Origin of the sequence: Siphonobacter sp. BAB-5385 (assembly GCF_002261125.1) — a bacterium.
In the GTDB taxonomy this organism is placed as follows: domain Bacteria; phylum Bacteroidota; class Bacteroidia; order Cytophagales; family Spirosomataceae; genus Siphonobacter.
This window is the reverse complement of the sequence record NZ_NMPS01000245.1, coordinates 1-18363: the sequence shown is the minus strand read 5'-3', so window position 1 is coordinate 18363 and position 18363 is coordinate 1. Positions and strand designations below refer to the sequence as shown.

14 protein-coding genes are annotated in these 18363 nt (G+C 39.9%); 7 read left to right on the top strand and 7 right to left on the bottom strand.

What is annotated here, in order from left to right:
• Window positions 1–714 precede the first annotated feature (714 nt).
• Both BWI93_RS25950 and BWI93_RS25945 read left to right on the top strand, forming a co-directional pair.
• Window positions 715–930: a hypothetical protein gene (locus BWI93_RS25950; protein WP_094816851.1), complete on the top strand. Its 216-nt coding sequence runs from the start codon at window positions 715–717 to the stop codon at window positions 928–930.
• A gap of 96 nt (window positions 931–1026) precedes the next feature.
• Window positions 1027–3150: a relaxase/mobilization nuclease domain-containing protein gene (locus BWI93_RS25945; RefSeq protein ID WP_094816850.1), complete on the top strand. Its 2124-nt coding sequence runs from the start codon at window positions 1027–1029 to the stop codon at window positions 3148–3150.
• Here the strand turns inward: BWI93_RS25945 and BWI93_RS25940 are convergent, their stop codons facing one another.
• Window positions 3151–3621, bottom strand: a complete 471-nt coding sequence (locus tag BWI93_RS25940; RefSeq protein ID WP_255158082.1) for a helix-turn-helix domain-containing protein — start codon at window positions 3619–3621, stop codon at window positions 3151–3153.
• Between the two features lie 319 nt (window positions 3622–3940).
• Between BWI93_RS25940 and BWI93_RS27560 the strand changes: the two genes are divergently transcribed.
• From BWI93_RS27560 to BWI93_RS25920, 4 genes are all read left to right on the top strand, one after another.
• Entirely contained in the window at window positions 3941–4123 is a 183-nt protein-coding gene (locus BWI93_RS27560) for a hypothetical protein (protein WP_141217611.1), read from the top strand.
• A gap of 341 nt (window positions 4124–4464) precedes the next feature.
• Window positions 4465–4848 (top strand): type II toxin-antitoxin system HigA family antitoxin, encoded by a 384-nt coding sequence (locus BWI93_RS25935; RefSeq protein ID WP_094816848.1) that lies wholly within the window; start codon window positions 4465–4467, stop codon window positions 4846–4848.
• A gap of 105 nt (window positions 4849–4953) precedes the next feature.
• Window positions 4954–5337, top strand: coding sequence for an SMI1/KNR4 family protein (locus BWI93_RS25930; protein ID WP_094816847.1), 384 nt, complete (start codon window positions 4954–4956; stop codon window positions 5335–5337).
• A gap of 505 nt (window positions 5338–5842) precedes the next feature.
• Window positions 5843–6508 (top strand): hypothetical protein, encoded by a 666-nt coding sequence (locus BWI93_RS25920; RefSeq protein ID WP_176454343.1) that lies wholly within the window; start codon window positions 5843–5845, stop codon window positions 6506–6508.
• A 991-nt stretch (window positions 6509–7499) separates the two neighbouring features.
• On the opposite strand, the gene BWI93_RS25915 is transcribed toward BWI93_RS25920, so the two are convergent.
• From BWI93_RS25915 to BWI93_RS28015, 4 genes are all read right to left on the bottom strand, one after another.
• Window positions 7500–10976, bottom strand: a complete 3477-nt coding sequence (locus BWI93_RS25915) for a cold-shock protein (protein ID WP_094816844.1) — start codon at window positions 10974–10976, stop codon at window positions 7500–7502.
• A gap of 570 nt (window positions 10977–11546) precedes the next feature.
• Window positions 11547–15884 (bottom strand): NACHT domain-containing NTPase, encoded by a 4338-nt coding sequence (locus BWI93_RS25910; protein WP_141217610.1) that lies wholly within the window; start codon window positions 15882–15884, stop codon window positions 11547–11549.
• A gap of 101 nt (window positions 15885–15985) precedes the next feature.
• Window positions 15986–16552: a hypothetical protein gene (locus tag BWI93_RS25905; RefSeq protein WP_176454342.1), complete on the bottom strand. Its 567-nt coding sequence runs from the start codon at window positions 16550–16552 to the stop codon at window positions 15986–15988.
• 207 nt (window positions 16553–16759) lie between these two features.
• A complete protein-coding gene (locus BWI93_RS28015) occupies window positions 16760–16933 on the bottom strand; it encodes a hypothetical protein (protein WP_176454341.1) in 174 nt (57 codons plus the stop codon).
• A gap of 443 nt (window positions 16934–17376) precedes the next feature.
• Here BWI93_RS28015 and BWI93_RS25895 point away from each other — a divergent pair, with 443 nt between their 5' ends.
• Window positions 17377–17811, top strand: coding sequence for a hypothetical protein (locus BWI93_RS25895; RefSeq protein ID WP_094816835.1), 435 nt, complete (start codon window positions 17377–17379; stop codon window positions 17809–17811).
• A gap of 214 nt (window positions 17812–18025) precedes the next feature.
• Here BWI93_RS25895 and BWI93_RS29250 read toward each other — a convergent pair whose 3' ends face one another.
• Entirely contained in the window at window positions 18026–18160 is a 135-nt protein-coding gene (locus tag BWI93_RS29250) for a hypothetical protein (protein WP_255158081.1), read from the bottom strand.
• A 19-nt stretch (window positions 18161–18179) separates the two neighbouring features.
• Window positions 18180–18363, bottom strand: a 184-nt coding sequence (locus BWI93_RS25890; RefSeq protein WP_141217608.1) for a recombinase family protein, incomplete at its 5' end; no start/stop codon positions are given.

The window sequence follows — 18363 nt, the reverse complement described above, 5'->3', positions numbered from 1 at the left end:
AGGTACAAAGGTACAAAGGTACAAAGGTACAAAAAGAGGGGGCGTAAAGATAGGGGATATCTATCGATATAAATGTATCAATATACACAAAAGAGTAAAGGGAAAGGTAAATCATATATACGTATAAATCTATCTATTTATATACGTATATAAGTTTATAAATAGATATGTATATATTTTAAAAAGTTATTTTGATAAAAAAGATCTAAAATTCTTACGAATGAATCTATATATAATATGGTTACTGGTTAAATAGTTGATTTGCAATGGTTTGTGTTGTATTTCATCTTTAAAGACTGATAAATTATTGATTTTAGTTGCGTAGATAGTAGGTCTGATGGAAGGATAAAGAGCAGTTACTACCGTTGCAAGATATAATAACTAACTTTAGCCGAAGCTGAGTAAATTTCGGCCTGTTTTTGTTTAGGTATGCCTTGAAATAACATACTTTACTTCCCTTTTTACGTTTGATTAGCGATAGTATTATTCAAATACAATCGTTTAAACGCTTGTCATAATTCTTCTCTTTTTCCATCTTTCGTATCTGAAAAGATCGCCTACCGGCGTGGTTATAACGAAAGATTAACTTTTTACCTTTTTTGCAGTAAGCAAGTTGTGGGTTTGTAATACAAATTCCGTTCCTCCATTTGCATCACCCACCCAAAGCCTTGGCAAGGGCAAGCCCCTGCACCCCAAAAAAAGCGGAATGTATCTTTGTATATTTCTAAGAATAGGGAAGAAAATAAGATTACGAAAGAAGTTGCGGTAACAGTCCGTTTCACGGAAGCCGAACACGCGGATCTGGTAGAAAAAGTTAAAAAAGCTCAGTGCAAAAACAAGTCAGATTTTATCCGGAGAGTGGTTAGTGGCGTGGTCGTGAAAGAGCGGATACCGAAGGAATTACGCCACGACCTTTTTTGGGGTGGCTAATAACTTAAAACAGCTCACGCGGATGGCCCACGCCAAAAACGTAGATGCCGTGATTATCAACGAAATTCTTTTAGAAATCAAAGCAATGCTCCAGTCATGATAGCTAACCTCACCAAAGGCGATAACTTTTACTGCTGTCTGGGCTACGGCCAGGGACGAAAGAAGCAGAACTCCGAGCAAGCGGAGTTCGTGAAAGGCTATAACCTCATTGGTGAGGATGTACTATTTATGAGTCAACAAATGCAGGAGGTGGCTCAGCACTCGGTTTGTAAAAAGCCCGTTTTGCACATTTCACTGAATTTTAAAGAGGAAGGAAAGCTCAGCCGCCAGCAGATGATTCAGGCGATGGATGCCTATCTACATGAAATGAAGATCGACACTACCAGTCATCAGATTGCCGTCTACGAGCATACCGATACCGACCACCAGCACTTTCATTTGGTGGTAAACCGCGTCAATACCGAGACGTTTACGGCGTATGATGATAAATTCATTCGCTATAAAAACCTGAATGCCTGTCGCAATGTTGAAGAAAAACTAGGACTACGGAAGCTAAAAAGTTATCAAAATTCAACGCTCAGAGAAGAGCAAACCGAGCAGATTATAGGACTTTCCGAACGTCCGGCTGCTACAACATGGGCGATGAAAGAGAAAGACCCGCACCGCAAAAGAGTACGGGAATACGTGCATGAGGCGATTGAATTACTCTTAGAACAGAGCGTTTCCAGCCGGGAACAATTAGCGAAAAGCTTAGCAGATTTAGGCGTAACAGCTCAGTGGAAGGACGATAGTAAAGGCAATTTCGTGGGAGCTTCCTTTCACTATGAGAACACTTCTATCACCGGAAATGCCGCAGGATTTAAAGCTCCTGACCTAAAAGCATATTTTGATCGGCAGCTTGAAAAGCAGGCCAAACAAGCTCAAGCTACGAGACAAACCGCTAGTCAGACAACTTCTCAACCCGACACTACGCTTACTAAACAAACATCGGTTCAAACTACGATTACCCCGAAAGTAGTATCCCATCAGCCAGAAAAGAAGGCTACGTATTCTGCTCCTTCACGTCCTCTAGCCCGGAAAGAAGAACCTGTTACACCGAAGCCCGCTATCACCGTTGCGGTATCCGCAGATGAGCTGAAAGCCTACGCCGGAGCTGTGAATCAGCTCTGGATGGACTACGCCAAACGTTCAGGAATCAAGTATGAGAGTCAGCGGATCGAGGACTTTCCTTTTACGGAACTCGTGCGTAACCTGCAAGGTAAGCACAATGTCGATGAGACAAAAGCCGTCGCGATTCTCACGCACTTTGAGCGGTTTAAAAAGAAGCAGCTCGCCGAAGTAATCAAGAAGGAGCAGATGAACTTTTATGGGTCAACGAAACGCTTCATTGCCCTGGCTGGCAAGATTAAAGGGAATAGCGAGAGTCGAAGTCTGTTTTTGGATGCCATGAACGTCCCACGAAACGGTGGTCACTTTTATAGTCAGGAGAACAAACACCTGAGCTATACGGCATCCGCTGGAGAGCTAAAAACTATTGAAGAATCGCCGTATGAAAACCCGGTCTTTATCCCGCAGACCTTTAGCGTAGCCGAGCGAAAGGTGATGCTAAGTGCGATCAGCGGGAAGGAATTTGAAGAGTCCTTTTACAATCTGAACCCGAAGCGACTGAAGGATGCCTTGGAGGACACGTTTTATCAAGCCATCGAAGCCCGGCTCAACGACAACTACGTCGTAAAAGTGCTGGCTCAGTCGCCGATGAACGTTGAGGATAAGCTCGATTACCTGCATAGCCGGGGCATTGTCATTGAAAAGCTAAAAGACGGCTCTTACGGGCTGGGTTATATCGGCAATGTATCCACGGGTGAAATGAACAATCGCGTGAAGGCATCGCCTGCCTTTGCTAAATCACTTGATGAGCACGCCTACAGCGAGCAGTACTATGAGACGTCACGCGAGATACTTCTTTCCTCAAGGGGCCGAATGATGACGGCCGTCGCCCAGGCCATAGATACGGGTAATACCCGGCAGCAGGAATACTTCCTGAGCGAATGCAAGCGGCTAAATCCTAGCTTCGCCTCTATCGACACGGCTGAGCGGCTACTAAAGGTGCTTAGCGTCAAAGGGGGTGAACTGCGACCTAAGCGTTCTGAACTTCAGCAGGAAGTACGTACGATTGAAAACAAATTAAAACGGATTCCTACAAGAAAACCTCGATTTTAGTCAGGGATATACCTCAAAAAAGCTATCCAAAAAGAACAGTTTAATCCCAGCGTTACTTAGCTCTTTAGCTAGTAAGCGTTCGAGTAACTGGTTTTTCTCTTCCTGTACTTTCAAGAGCCGCTCATACAGCTGCTTGTTTTCTTCCTGAACTTCTAGCAGCTTATCTAAAGCGTTGAACTGGCAATTTGTATAATGACCATTTCCATTAATAACATTTGAAGCTTGTGAATTAGAGCCTTCGTAGTTATTCTGAATGTGATAGTTAATGGAGTCTTCATCAAAGTTTTGAATGGCTTCTTTCGATACGCCCAAAAAGTGAGCGACTCGTTCTAAAACAGCTGCATCAATCGCTTCTTTCTGCTCTAACTGAGAAATGGCCTGCTGGCTTAGACCCAGTTTTAGGGCCAAAGTTTCCTGCTTGATGCCTAAGATCTCCCGGATCCGTTTGAGGTTGCGTCCCTGATGGGGCATAGGTGTCGTGTTCATTGCGAAAAGCAAAGGTAATAAAGCCCGTGCCTAGTAAAAAACAAGGCTTAGGCTGGTAAGATACCAGTGAGCGAAGAGAAGACAACGCCAGTAGCTGGGTATCTTAAGCGATGATACACAAACGTAGCTATGAAGGATAAACGGTTGACGCATTTCCGGTTTTATGCAGTAACTGAGCCGGGATTTGAAGCATTATTCACATCCATCATGTCTCAATTAGGCTCGGGGCAGGTATTGGGATGTTGTATTCATCGAGAATGGGGAAGTACAAGGGGGAGGGCGTTAGTGGGTAGGCTATTTTAGGGTGGCTTTTAGCCTACTGCCTACCTTCTGCCGGGTACTGGGTAGCCTGCCGACGGTCCAAGGGCTACTGGTTAGTCCCGTCGAAGTATCCAGCCGGGAGCCGCTGCATTACTGGTTACTTTATCAGGAGCATATCGAAACGGATCGGATTCGAAAGAAATATACATTAGTAGACCCAGACTAGCGTGTTTACTACTAATCTAAGGTAAACGTCACGGGTTACAGCCGACGATGCACCTGTAATTTCTATCTTACTAAGTTACTCCCTAGGGAATGGCTCGTGATTAGATTAAAGCCCTGACAACAGGGTAACCATGAACCTGAGAACAGTAAGGTAAGGATCATGAGGTAAGCCAAAGCATCGTTAACAACGACTGCCTAGGATAAACCTAAGCAGAAATAAGCCAACGGACGGATAAAAAAGCGGATCTGAACTTATCTAGCGAAGAGACGATATTCGATCGATAGGCAAACATGCCAAATAGAAGTGTAGAGTTACTTTCATCATCCAATGAAACAAAGAAGATGAGCAACCGACTATGGTTTATCCTGGATAAAGAAGAAGCGTATGAGGCTGCCATGGCCCGCTATCAAGAACTTAAGTATGCTGAACCGGAAAGCATCGCTTACAGAGAAAAGAAGTTATTGGTGCTTTTGATTAGTGATTATGAGCAAAAGCTGGTAGCCGAACAGCTACCCGAGGCCGATCCGGTGGAGCTGATTAAAATCCGAATGGAGGATTTTGGGTACGAAGCAGCGGAGCTGGCTCGTATCTATGGGGACGATTTGGCAATTAGCGAAGTGTTGCACTACCAACAGGCTCTTTCACTGCCCATGATTCGTAAACTCAGTGAGCTCTTACGCATATCTGTCGAATCACTGATAAAACCGTATCCACTCAAGATATAATACTTTTGTCTAGTGATCAATTCTTAGTTAGACTAGGGAAATGGTTCTATATATACTTTAAATTAACGTAAAAATTGATTGTAGAACAGGATAAGTCGTGTTTTTATGGAAAGCGAACTAGTTAATGGGCTTGTTTTTAATAAGAAGCCTACTAATGAGACACTGGCTAATTTGATAGCCTTACATGGTCCTGATTTGCCGAATGATTATCTAGAGTTTATGAGTCTGCATGATGGAGCTGAAGGCGACGTTGGGCAGAATTACATTTCAATTTGGCCTATCCAAGATGTTATTCAGATAACTCAATTCCATCGTACTCATCAAACCGCTTACCATCAATTTATCATTCTTGGCTCTAGCGGCTACTTTCACTATTGTATCTATAATAGAATGATTTATGAGCTTGACTTAATTGATGATGAGTATAGGGAAGCAATAGGCAGCAGTTTTTCTGAGTTCTTGCAGGCTTTTAGTAAACGTCAGTGGTAGCATCTTTAAGCAACGTAGTATCATAAAGACACTTATATAACATCATTTTGAATGAAGACTAGACTATTAGCCGGTACCTTCTTGATCTCTCAGCTTCTATCTTGTACTCCCTTTAGAGAAGAAGAACGTCTACTCTTTACGTCTTTCAAGATCCGCAATCAAAGTCCTAACCACATCACTAAAGTAGCTATCCGTATGCAGGATAGAGTCAGTAATAACTTATACTTCACTCATGACTCACTATTGATAGGCCCAATTCTTCCCTACGATAGTATACAAATTCAAGCTAACTTAGAGCATGTACCTACTGACCGAGATTTTGAACTCAATATTTTTGCTTGGAAAGATGAACACCAAGCTCCCTTGAAAACAGGAGGCACTTTAATGAGAAGGAAGTCCCCGATTAATCATATCATTACTATCCAAAAAGACACTATAGTTAAGACTCATCTCATAAAATAAGCATTTCATTGGAGAGAAGACCTCTATGCGGACTATCACTATCTTGATTAGCTTTTTATTGCTAGAGGCTATTAGTTCTCGCCTGACAGCTCAAACACTGCTAGTACAACCCACGTTGACTTGGACGAAGACTTCCCTAGTAAATCCACATGATTACAAGGCAGTAAATCGTTGGGGCACAGGTAAACAAATTGATTTTTGGTTTCGCTTAAACAACCAAAAAAGAACTCGCTTTCTGGGAGGAGCATTAGTCGGAGATCGGAAAATGTATATGATTCGTCGGTATCCTGCTTACGAAATAATGCCTTTGATGGCTCAAGTAACGAGGAAAGATCAATACGTTACTTTTGCCCTAATGGTTGAGCAACAGCTTCACCATTGGAATAAATGGGAGTGGACAGCCTCCTTGGGCATAGGTTCAGAATTACTGATAAAACGTGAACAAACTGCTCTGGTCCAACCAGGAGGAGCTGCTCCCTCTAGTATTAATGTCCCCTTTTTTAGTAGTGCGAAAGCCGTTGGTTTATTGCGAACGAGTATTGTATACCGTTTCAATCCTCGTTTTAACCTAGGTTTAGAAGGCACCTATTCAACTCAGATTCGAACTTGGTTCAGTACTATCTATGATCGGAGTGTCCCCCAAACGATTGGAGTCAATATGAAAGCTTCCTATTCATTAGGCCATTGGGTTATTCCGGAAGTTAAGTAGTTAACATAACTACCAAACAGGAATCTATAACCTTTTACAGACGAACTTCAGGGAAACGTAAAATAGAAAATAGGTCCTCTAATACCTAAGCAAATACCGTATTTTCACCTTTATTTACAGCGACTTACTATGGAAGATACCATCAAATATAGAGTTGGGACGATGGTCAAAGACCCTCGCTCGATGACCCAGCAGGAAAGAGCCGACTGGCAGAAACAACTACTTGAGAAGGCAAAGGCTTACTTGTTTTCGATTAATCAACCTTTAGTCTATGTACGTGAAGACGGACATACCGTAGCCGAGTACAAGAACGGTACGGTCCTCATTGTTCGATGAATATCTATGTCATTGCAGGCCCGCCCGCGTTGGAAAAAGTACCAACGCCGTTAACTTTATTCCGGAGCATGTTCCCATCATCGATCAGGATTTGGCTGGATATCAGTATAAAAAACGAGGCTTTTCGGATTACAAGGATCTGGCTTCGGTTAGTACAAATCAGAAGTCAACTCTTCGCTAGCGATGATTTTGCCTTAGAATTGAATCTGGGCTTTCAGTCCCACTATGACTACCTGAACTCGATTGCGGCCTTTGATCGATCCAATAATTCGAGAGCGAGATTATTACTATAACCAAATCCAAGATTATAAGCGCAATAATTCAAAGTATGCCCGACTATTCCCAGCTTATGATGACAGAGAATTTTGGGATCAATTCAATAAACCTTGACTTAAATTGTACAGCGTTTGGTATTGCCGAAGGCGGGGATTTTAGCATCAAAGTTCAATTGAAAAACGAATTTTGAACCTTTCACAAATGCCGAATTGAAACACGTCAGCCCCTTTGCGGCAATACCTTGTTAGCAGTTCGCCCTTCTTGTCTGTATGTGGTATGTTCGTTCATCTAGTCTGTCATGGTGCGTTGGCTTGGTGGCACATTTGCATTTTTTTTGGCTTTTGTGCAAAAATGCAAATGTGCCACCAAAATACGTCGGTTAAAATGGAAAGTCAAAATCATCGTCATTAAGTTCGTCACTTTTTCCATTGTTACCTGTCGTTTCCCTCGTCTGTCTTAAATGTATATGTGGTCTTTTGAATTTGTATTTGGTCGTGTCGTATTTCACGTTGCAATTTAAACATTGGAAAATGTCATTGCTTGTTTCTGTCATTTTAGACTTGCATTTGTAGCAAAAATATTCTGCTTTTTCAAGATGCCCTAACTTTTCATTTACGCATTTTACCAAGCTGTTGTGTATGTATCCTCCATTGAGTTTTAAATTTGAAAGTCGTCTTTCTAACATTTTGTGAGAACAGCAACTGCCACAATTATCGCAGATAAATAATCCATTGTCACATTTTTTTGAAACTCTACTGTCTATTATACAATTACATTGTCCGTTAAGACAATGGTTTAGATAAATTTCATCATTATTAGAGCAGGCTTCATTCCTGCATTGAAATCTTACCATAGTATGTGCAGCAAAATGGCTCGTTCCAAAATCAGATGGATATAATATGTGATTACAGTCTTGGCAATATAACTTGTCAAGTAACCTGTTAAATCGATTAATTAAAGCGATAAATTGATAATAATGGCCTTTAGGGATATAATCTCCCATTTTGTTTGTTTCATCAGTATTCAAGTTTAATATTTCGCAAAAGTCAAGTAATGTATATTTTTCCCATTCATCTGTTATATGAATAGTTTCGCATTTGCTAAAACAAGGTTGTCCACCACACCACCAAAACTCTTTTTTAAACAGCTCGTGTGGTTTGTTTGCTAATCTACCCTCGCAGAATAAAATCCCGTTTGGAATGTCTTCTCTTTTAAAGTCTACTAAATGAATGTTATTTGCATACTTGCTTCCTTCAAAGTCAAGAAAAAATCTTTGTGCTTTGGCAAAACTTAAAACCTCTGTTTCATATTGCGAAGGAACTCCCCAATGTTTTTCATTTGGGTTCCATTTAACACCTGAAATTCTCTTTACTAATTTTTTTAGATTTTCAAAATTTGGATTTGGCGAATAAACTTCTCTGTCTCCCCAACGATTATGAACCCAATGTTTATCTCCCATAGGGAAACTAATTGCAAAGTAAAATTGATTATTCCCATAGTTTACTTTTTTAATTTCGCCTTCTCTTGACCAATTAAAATTTGCTGTTTGTCTTCCTAAGCAATTTTCAAAATAATTTAACAATCTAAATCGTCTTGTTTTATCAAGTTTTAAATCGTTCAATACAACTGTCAAAAGTTCGCTTTCAACAAAAAAACGATTGTGCTGCTGATATGAAAATAATGCCTTAATAACTACGTATGTTGAAATATCTATCGGTATATCGGGATTGAATTTTAAATTCGTTTTGTATAAATCTAAATCAAATCTTGTAAGCTCATTTAGTTTTTCAATGGTTAAATCAAATTGCCCGTTTGCTTTAAGCAAAAATAATTTTCTAATTATTCTTACTTGTTCATCAGGGGCGAAATAGATAAATTTCTGTTTTAGCAATTCAAAATCAACAACATTTTCTTTGTCTAATGCCCAAAGAATTACGTTATAGAAATCGTTATTGATTTGTTTTATCTTTTCTAAATGTAATTCATTTAACTGTAACAGATATTTTATGTGATTTAGTTGTTTGTAGAAAATTATTCTATCTGTTACCAAAATTTGCTTATATAGAAATGAAAACAAAAACTCCGATATTTCTTCGGTTGTTGTCGCTTTGTTCTCAATCCACTTATTTATTTGGGTATAGTGTTCAAATTTGTCTTGTAAAATTTCTTCTATTTTATTTTGAGGGAATATTTTCGCTTTTCCTATTTCCCAAAATTTGAAATATTCTGATTGTTCAATAGTATCAAATACTTTTTTGTCAAAAGAGTTGAAATTTTCCTGGTCTAAAAATTCTATTGCCAAATCATAAAGCCAACTAAAAGAGCTTGTATCGTCAAGTGTTACTTTTTCAGTTAAGATTTCATTGATGAAAGATTTATTTTCGGAGATGGTTTTGAAAATCTTTTTGCAATCTACTTTTTCAAGTTGGTGTGTGTTTTTCCTTACTATGTTTTGAGGAACATTTTTTATATATCCTTTTAGAAATAGTTCGTATTTCTGTTCATCGTTGCTTTGCGTATTAACGTAGTTAGTAAACAACTCTATTAACTCAATTTCTCTTTTATCTTTCCAAAACGCACTATCAAACAGAACTTTTGAAAAGTCAAATGAATTTTCTTTTTTGAGCAATCCTGCAAGTAATTCAAAGGCTTTTTCAAAATTAAATTCATCAGAATATTTTTTTAAAAGTTCAAATTGCCTATCAGTTTTTAACTTCTTAAGGATTGATATTCGCTTTTCTGTTTGAGTATCTTTGTCAAAAAAACATTTTGATACAAGTTCAAATGATGTGTCTTTTATTATTCCTTTAACCCAAAGCTCTGCTTTGTATTCATCTGAACATTTTTGAGCAACTATTTGATGAATTGCTTCAGTTATTTTGTTTTTGTCAATATCGGTGAATTGGTAGGGAATAAGTTGCAACAAACGATTATAATTATTGAAATCATCGCTATTTCTTATCGTGTCAAGTTCGTTGGCTTTTTCAGTTAATTCAGTTTCAATTTTTTGAACATATAAACTATCAAGTTGATGTTTTCTTTTTTCTCGTTCTATTTCAATTTCAACAAAATGATATAGTTCTTTTATTTCCGTAGAAGTAAGATTTTCTATATTGCTGAATTTATTGTTTACATAGTAAGAACCGAACTCTGAACCAAAACTAAATTTTAGAATACGGTTTAATTCTGTTTTACCAATTTCAAGAATATGTGCTTTAAGAACATTTTCAGGAATTTCGTAATCGTCTATTTCATTGTATGAAATGAATTTAAACTTCCTCTGTTTCCAAACACCAAAAAGTAATTCTTCATTCAAATTTTTGCCAAAATGAGAAAAAACTCTATTAAGAATGCTGGATGCTATGTCACTTGAAAAATGCTTTGTAAGTCTGTTTTCAATTAGTTCGCAATATGAAATGAAATGTTTTGTATCTAAATCGGTGTCAAAATAGTCAGTAATGAAATTTGATATTTCTTCTTCACTCTTGTCTTTAAAGAAATATTTTAACGAAAGTCCAATTAAACTGAACGATTGGGTTTCTTTATGACGGTATGGACTACCTCGCTTTCCTCGACCTGTTACTTCTACTTCTATTCTAACGCTATCGGACTTACCTAAATAACTAAAGATTGCTTTCCAATCTTCGGCAATTCCAACTAAACGGCTGTTGTCAGCCGAACTTCTATTTTTCGCTTTATCTGTTTTAGGGGAAAAAGCGATAGCTGTTCCCTTTAATATTTTTTCTGGTTTTGTTATAAAACTATTTATGTGAAGAAAATATTCTTCTCCGTCTGGTGTTCCGACAACACCAAAACCTTTGTCTATGTCAAACCATTTTACAAGTCCAATTAACATTCAATCCTGATTTTTGTGCGGTTGGGGCAAAAGAAAATGTGGTGCAACTGTGCGTTGGCTTGTCCATTCATTTTCGGTCTGTTTAATATTTACAGAGTCGTTAATAACGATGACTACTAACTCTTAAATTTACGAAAGTTTTGTCGGACTTCTGTATTGTTTTGTGTTTTAATAATATTGAATTGTATTTTGATTGTTACAATTTTCGTATTGTCAGTATCACTGGTTTGCTAGAAACACAACATGTTTGTGTAAATAGACGTAATACTATGGCTGTTTATAGCTGAAACCAGCTCGGAATAACATAACATTGGAAAGTACACGTCCGGCCCTCTCAGCAGAAGGCAGGGCGTTGTACTTTGGCGGACGTGTTTTATAATCAATGGTTATGTAAAGTTAGTTAACTAGTGGAGTGATCAAAAGTATATCATTCTCTTGAAGGTGCATTTTGATGGGTAACCATTTACAGAGGTTCGTTTGTAAAATGCCATAAGATTTTTGCATTTCTCTCGTAATTCCCCTAGGTCCTATCGAAGTTGATCTATTTTTTTCTACAGGAAGCTTATAAGCCTATTTCTTTTTAGCAGGTTTTACTCGGTCCGTTCGCTTTGTCAAGTCGATACCAATGACTGCTATTTGTTCAATCTTAGGATAACTAGGGGATAGTTGCATCCAGTGGGCTTGTAATGCCTCGACAAGTTCAGCAAATGTCACTTTTATATTGCTGTTCGGCAGGTTCCAAGTTTGCATTTTTCCTCGATATACTATCACATATATACCTCGGTAAGAATGAATATCCCGTAAATAATCTCCACATAACTGATTCTCTAGTCTTTCAAAAAGCTTAGAACCGCTCCAATTATCGGCCAGTTTGAGCTCAACTGGGATGGGAGAATTAGAGTAAGAGTTAAGAAAACGTAAATCAGGCCTTTTAGCATCAGGCATCTCTTCTTCTTGCGTAATTGAGTACTTGCCCAAGGAGCGGCTCTCGCACCAGTCTGCTATTGCTTTTCTAATTCCCGTTTCTTGATCTTCTTTTGCCCATGTAGAAGCAGTACTATAATCCCCTTCTTCAAGGCTGTGTTTTAAATCTAATAATCGCTGAACTGCTAATTCAAATAGTTCGCGAGGGTTGCCCAGTGTACACTCTAAGGTCTTGGCAAATTCATTAAACTGCTCGGCATTCCAAGGAAGACTATCTGAATCTATTTCCTCCCTTTCTTTAGCATGTCGTTTCAACCGATTCCGAAAATCTTCAACCGGATGCGTTCTAGCGAGTTCTTTAAGAGCCAAATACGTCTCTTTGCCAGGAATCGTCTGAAGCATAGAAAGCAAGTCGTCACGGGCTTCCTGTGCATCATCACGTAATTCAGGAGAATAGGCTCCTGAGTTAGCTCTATGAAGATCGTTTTCAACGCGGATGTACTGATGCATTAGCTGGTAAAGCTGCATTAAGTGTGTAGTCGTTTTGAAGGCTTCTCTAAAGCCTGAGCCTGAACGTCTTTTTCCTAAAAGAGCCACTATCATGATCATAGCCTTTTGGGTAGCTTTCTGTTGATCATGCAAATTGATTCCGGCTAACCAATTAGAAAAGGGTTTAATTGCTTGCTTGGGGTCTACGCTTATCCAGGTTGCATACCAGTAGGGAATAGTCGTTATAGAGATAGGTGCGTTACACTTCCGTTCAGCTAGTTGAGCAAGCATATGGTTTGAAATGCTCGAACTTCCCTGGACGATTTTGAGCAAATCCTTTAAGATACTAATGTGGATTGGTTCTTTATCTAGTAATACTAGCATAGCTTCAGCGATACTATTCCATAGCCATTCCCCACTCCAACAAACTTTGCTTAAAACATAATGCTTGTTTTCCTTTAAACCTTCTAGTTCCCAGCCAATCTCCTGAGTAACTAGCTCACTAACTTTTTGGGGATGTTGCTCGTATAGCCTTGGAAACCAGCTTGGGAATCTATTTAGTTCTCGAAAAGCATAGCGACAGGCAATCTCGACTTCTTCTTCACTAAAGTCTTGAGACCAATGTGTTAGTTGCGACGATTCTAATTCAAGGCCAGCCAACCCAAATTCAATACCAAACGTATAAATATCCTCATTATCTTCGGATTGAAATGTTGGCGTATAGGTTCGCCAAAAGCCTAATAAACCATCTCGAAAAGCAATTGCTATTTCAAGGCCATATTCTTTGGTTAAGCTTCGCCAGTTTTCATCGATTTGCTCGTCTTTACTTGACCCATTAATGCTTTTCATACGCAGGTATAAGTCGTACTGAGCATTAAAATTAGCCCCCTGTTCTAAATCATTCGATCGTATTTTTTCAACGTTCTCGTTAAGCCATTTTACATGATCCGCATGCTCCTGTTGACGCTGTTTTTCTTCCTCTTCCTGCTTTCGCCTCCACTCAGCCTCTTTTTCTATATGCTGGATCCATTTTTTGGTCGGAGCAGGCGGATTCAGGAGCCCGTCCAGTTTTTCCGTCAAGGCTGGCTGATGAGCTACTGATTGTCTAAGATCGTTTAACCAGACTAGTGGCCTTTCATTTTCTATGTATAAGTGAAAAGCCAGGGATAAGGCAACTAATCGGTCATCTAAAAGTGGACGTAAGGAAACGTCACTTAGAATTTGCTGGAATTCATTTACCGTAAACTTCCAGTATTCATCTAACCCAGTGAATCTCCAAAAGTCAGTTAAGGGCTCTTTTTGATGCTTTCTGGCTTCTTCAATATGTTTCCAAAATAGAGCCTGATTCAATTGCGGCCATTCAGGAATTAGGTTATGAAAATTATGAGTTGGCGACCAGCTCGGAGAGTCTCCAAATCTATAATAGACAGGTATTAGAGTAAGGACAAATAGACTAGCTGAAGTCAAGGCGGCAGGGTGCCGGTTGATGATTAACTTTTCAATGGCTTTGATACTCACATTTACTAGCCAGCCGTACTGCTTTGAGAGCTCATAGAAACTGCTTTCGACAATAGGCTGACGATGTAAAAGTAGATCAATGCCTTCAACCAGCTTACTAACTGACTCTACGTCAGCTCGGTTAACAAAATTCAATAATGAATAACCTAAAGAATCGTAGTCATACTTCTTTGCATCCTGTGTGTTGGCTAATGCTTCAAGTAGCCACGCTATCGACTCTTGAGATGCTTCTAAATCATCCACTAGTTCAGCTAAAAGACTCCGATCGTAAGCACTTTCTTCCCTTAGGAAATGAATCCATACTGAATCCAAATCCTTTTTCTCCCCTACTTCTTTTATTACTCTTACAGCTGTGATCCGAGTACGTATCCCTATTGTAGGATCTGAGGCAAAACTTAGAGCCACAGGCAAAGCCGCTTTCATTTGTCCCTGCCAAACCAGATTAAGTAAATAGGTAGTGATAGTTGTATTATGCCTGTACTCCTTGAGCAAGTGTATGATGTCATTTACTAGGTCTATTGAAGCAAAACGCTGTATGGCTACCCGCTCCTCAAAGGGCCTATAGAAAGAAGCGGAATCTAGTCCTTGACAAATGGAAGCAAGTATTTTCTGTCTTATCTCAAGTGGGACTCTACTCGGATCGCCGCCCTCTAAAATAAGCTCCGGTTCCAAGTTATAAACTTTGAGCAACAACTGGGTGTCGAGTAAAACCAGCCATGAGAGAACTGGCCTCATCGAAGGTATGATCACTTCCTGCTCATACTGAGTGCGAAAAAATAGGTGTTCAATCTTTTGCCGGGAGCCGGCCCTTTTCAATTCCTCCGCAATCCAGACTGCCGCTAAGTATTCTCGTACTGAGCGGTGATGGAAGCGAACTGTTCCATAAATCGCTTCATCAAAGAGTGGTCGACTTAATAAAGTTTGAATATCTATATCATCCCAGTCCTTTAAAATCAAGTTTACATCGATGCCACTTCCATAGTTTGTTCCATCTGGTATTTGAAAAACACTCTTATGCATGAGTACAGATGCTGAAGCCAGTAGAAGAGCCCCTTTTTGAGCTTTTTCAACGGTAAAAGGTCTAGACTCAGCTCTATCCTGATCCCGTTCACTAAGTCTTCGCTTGACGCTGTGCTCCATCAATTCAAAACGTGACCCTAGCCGCTGTTTATCGTTCCAGAACGACACTAGTTCATCCAAGTCTTGTGGACGAGTGGTAAAGGCCCAGGCATCTCTCCGCTCCAAATCATTTAAAAATCCGGCACTATTTTTGATACCTTTTGCCTCGACAAAAGTGACTATCTGTTCCCTTGTCAAATCAGCTAAGGAGTATACCTTAAAACCAGCCTTCTGCTGTTCAGATTGGCTTCGTGCTGCCTCAGACCTAGCTTGCTCTGAAAACGTGTCTTCATGAATATCACTCTTGCCATTCTCTAATATAGGCAATACATCAGGGAATAGCGAGTTGCAGAACTTTAGATCACTTTTAGGCCTCCAAGCTGTAATTCGGGAAGTAATGATCAAATGGGCCCTTGATTTGGCCTTAGCTATTTGAGCAGCCAGTTTTTGAAGGGCTCTTTTAAAATCCTTCGGATCTTTTAACCGGGCTTCGTCCACGGAATCAAGCAAGATCCAGCCTTCATCATTGGAATCTATCCAATTCTGAAACTCTTGAAAAGTACCGATTTCAAATGCACTTTCTAGATCGTCAACAATATGTTCTAGTCGCAAGAAAAATGCATATTTCCCCTCTGATTGCAGATGCTGAGTAGCATGCCAAATCTCTTGCGTTTTTCCGGCACCTGCTTCGGCAAGGATAACAATACGATAGGATTGTAATAACTCGCTCCAGCCAAGCAAACCTTCTTTCTGAAAGCGACTGAACTCGTTTAATTCAATGTTGTCGTCCTTCGAATTATACGTATATTCAATGGGGAGTTCATTGAATAATCGATTAAGATTAATAAACTGTTCCAAATCACTGCCAGAGATAGGTGTCTTAGAATGATTAAAACCCTTCAAAAGTATTCTATGAAATAGGATATCAAGTAGTTATACTAACTTAACTAAAGTCTCTATTATTCTTGAATTTGATTTAAGTAATATTTGATAAACCAGAGAGGTAAGTTATTAGGATCGGGATCGCTATTCGACCATACCTTCCTTCCATTTTCCACCTTGAACGAAAGAAAGGGTTCAAAGGAATCCGTATCCCGATCTACGGAGTTATCAAAGAAGAACGTTTGGTAGGTAAGCTGAGCCGCCTCGTGAAGAAGCCCCAGGGAACGGTCGTAGCGGGATTTGATCTTATCCACAGGTACATCGTGGCCACCCTGCTTCACCCGGTTTTCCACCCGGAACTGGTTGATCTGATAGTCTTCCGTCGAAACAAAATACAAGTAGACCTTATAGCCTTGCTCGGCAGCTTTTCGCATGATGTCCAGCTTGGACTCATGGGAAAAGACCGTTTCAAAGGAAAACTTCTTTTTTTCAGCTAAGAGCTTCTTTCGAAGAAAATCCGCCAGAATTTGAGCCAGCCGCTCATCAAAACTAGGATCGACTAGCTTAAGGTGATTGTTTTCAAACGTGAAACTTGCTTTGAATTGCTCCTGCAAAGACTCCTCGTTAAGCAAGCCTGATTCCAAAGCTATGGAATGAATTTCCTCTAATGAGGTAGTAATCTCATAATCACTTAAACTCAATACTTTTCTTCGAAGGGCAGCGGCAATGTCATCGGCATTCACATAGATACCAAATCTACGGGCTTGCCATTAACCCGGTAGTTGCGAACGGCATGGATGATGGTACTCTTACCTGAACCGTTAGGCCCGGCAAAGACACGAAGGCGGGGCTTAGTCAAGCTTAACAGATTGGGGTCTTTTGATAGGTTCGATCCGGGATATACGTTCCTTGTGTCCGTCTTTGTGAATACGTACGATCCAGTCTCCTTCAGCCACCACTACATAACCCGAGGTATCCATCGCCCGCCTAGAAGCCTGCTGAATCGCCTTGGAAGTAGCTTTCACCAATACACTAGAGGATAAAGCTGAAAATATCTTTTTAGAATTTCTGCCTTCGTCTTTCATGTCTACTTTCATTTTGAGTGATACGAATATACAATTGCTAGGTGATTCTACAACGCGTATGGAAGCCAAATCGTTTGTTGTTGCATAAGCAATCACAGAAGCCATTTAAGCAACAAGATCAGTAGAATGAATACTAGAATGGCGTAAAGGCCCGGTAAAGGCAGTCCTTCCGCATTAAAGCTGATCCCAAAGCAACGCAGCGACAATTTCGTAATGGTAGTGGTTTTCCGGTTAGATGATCGCATCGTAAATCGTAGTTATGAAGTTCAAAAATTAGTTACCGGGATCTTTCTGTTGTCCCGGAAAGGATGCGACAAAAGTCTCAGGATCAGAGTGCGGAAAAAAGGACAACTTAGTTATTTTTGTAGGACAAAAATAAGAACATGAATAAAGCAATCACAAAAGCCAAGCCTAAACGTACCCGTAAACCTGGGGGGGGAAGACCTAAACTTCCCGAGGACTACCGCAGAGACAGAGTGGTCAGAGTTCGTCTTACGGAAAATGAGCTGAAAGAATTTGAAGAAGGTACAAGATATCTGCTAGGCTCGACATCCGAGCAAATTAGAAACATGATCTTCCATGAGCCTTTCAGAGTTCAATTCGCTTCAGAAGATTTGGATTCTTTAGCTGGGCAGCTTTATCAATTACGCTATGACTTCGCATTACTGTCTCGAAGCAAGAAAACTACCCTAGTAGAGTTGCGGACGAAGTTTACGGAAATGATAGAAACTGTTAAAAACGTAGAGATAGAGTTGAAGCAAAGACTTACCTATGAAGTCATGCTAAAAACCTTGACTCAACTCGCAAAAAATCAATAGTCTATTCCTCCTGAGAATTAGCTGTACTATATTGAAGGAAGAAGAACCCAGCTTATCTATTAGGGATAAGTCAAGAAAAAGGGCTAAGTTGAACAGTAAGCCGTCCCTATAATATAATGCTTTAACGTAAAATTACCCAATAGCTCCACTACTCTCTGCACTTACATAATTTGAAAGCTTCCCCTATTCGGGGTGTAAACCCATTGGCATTAAGTTACCGGGCAATCTCAGCCCAGATGTAGCCAAAGTCCCGTAGCTTCTTAGCGAAAGCTCCCGTCCTGCGGTTATTTTGATCGGCCTGAGCATTCAATTGGCTATGCAGCGTCCCTTTGCGTTTAACCCGCTCCATATTAAGTTAGCCGTAGTGCCTAAGACAAAGCCTCGTTTTTTTTCTCGGCTAAGGCTTTCTTGGTTCGATCGGCAATGAACTCCCGTTCGTATTGTGCCATCTTAGCTAGGATACCGATGGTTAGCGTATTAGCTTTCGGTATATCACAGCACACAAAGTTTACTCCGGAATCCCGAAGGGTAAAGACAAAAGCGACGTTCCGA